Below are 688 nucleotides of genomic sequence, written 5' to 3'. Positions count from 1 at the left end.
CGCAGAGTCAACCAGCAAGTGCAAAATTATAAAACGTATTTGAAGAATTCACACTTTGGAGTAGAAAAGTTTAATTTTTCTCTCGGTCTTTCGTTCAATTTCTTTTGTATCGACATAATTCTCTTGTCTGTGTAATGTTCAAACGAATCCTTTTTCGGTATATATTGTCTGATTAGTTTATTTGTATTCTCAATAGCTCCCTTTTGCCAAGAACAATATGGATCAGCGAAGTATACGGGCACGCCCAAGAACTTGGTAATGTCCTTATGTGCTGCAAATTCAGGTCCGTTGTCTGTTGTAATGGTCTTCAGACAGTCCTTGTATGGTGGCAGCAGTTTCCTAACTACCTTTGCCAGAGGCTTTGACTGCTTTCCAAATGGCAGTTTCTGCATAAGCAGCATATTGGTGGATTTCTCTACCAGTGTGAGTATGGTATGCTGGTCAGGGTCTACGATCAAGTCCATCTCAAAATCTCCGAATCTCTTCCCGTCAACTTCCTTACTTCTTTCATGGATACTCAACCTGTCTTTAATTGGAAGATGTCTGCCCTTGGGACGATGTCTGTATTTCATCTTATGCCTTGTGTGTTTGGCAAGTTCCCCTGTTGTATCATTATGAATGATATTATAAATGGATTGGTGGGACACCTTTATTCCCTCATTCTTGCGCAGATAACCTGATATTTGTC

Annotated in this window: 1 protein-coding gene; it reads right to left on the bottom strand. The window is 40.1% G+C overall.

All coding sequences use genetic code 11. The features are described 5' to 3' along the window. Positions 1–26: 26 nt before the first annotated feature. The coding region (locus tag E0E16_RS11415) for an IS30 family transposase (RefSeq protein WP_130829720.1) at positions 27–688 on the bottom strand (662 nt) is incomplete at its 5' end.

It is taken from the genome of Prevotella rectalis (assembly GCF_900607215.1).
Classification (GTDB): domain Bacteria; phylum Bacteroidota; class Bacteroidia; order Bacteroidales; family Bacteroidaceae; genus Prevotella; species Prevotella brunnea.
This window is presented reverse-complemented; position numbering and strand designations above follow the sequence as displayed.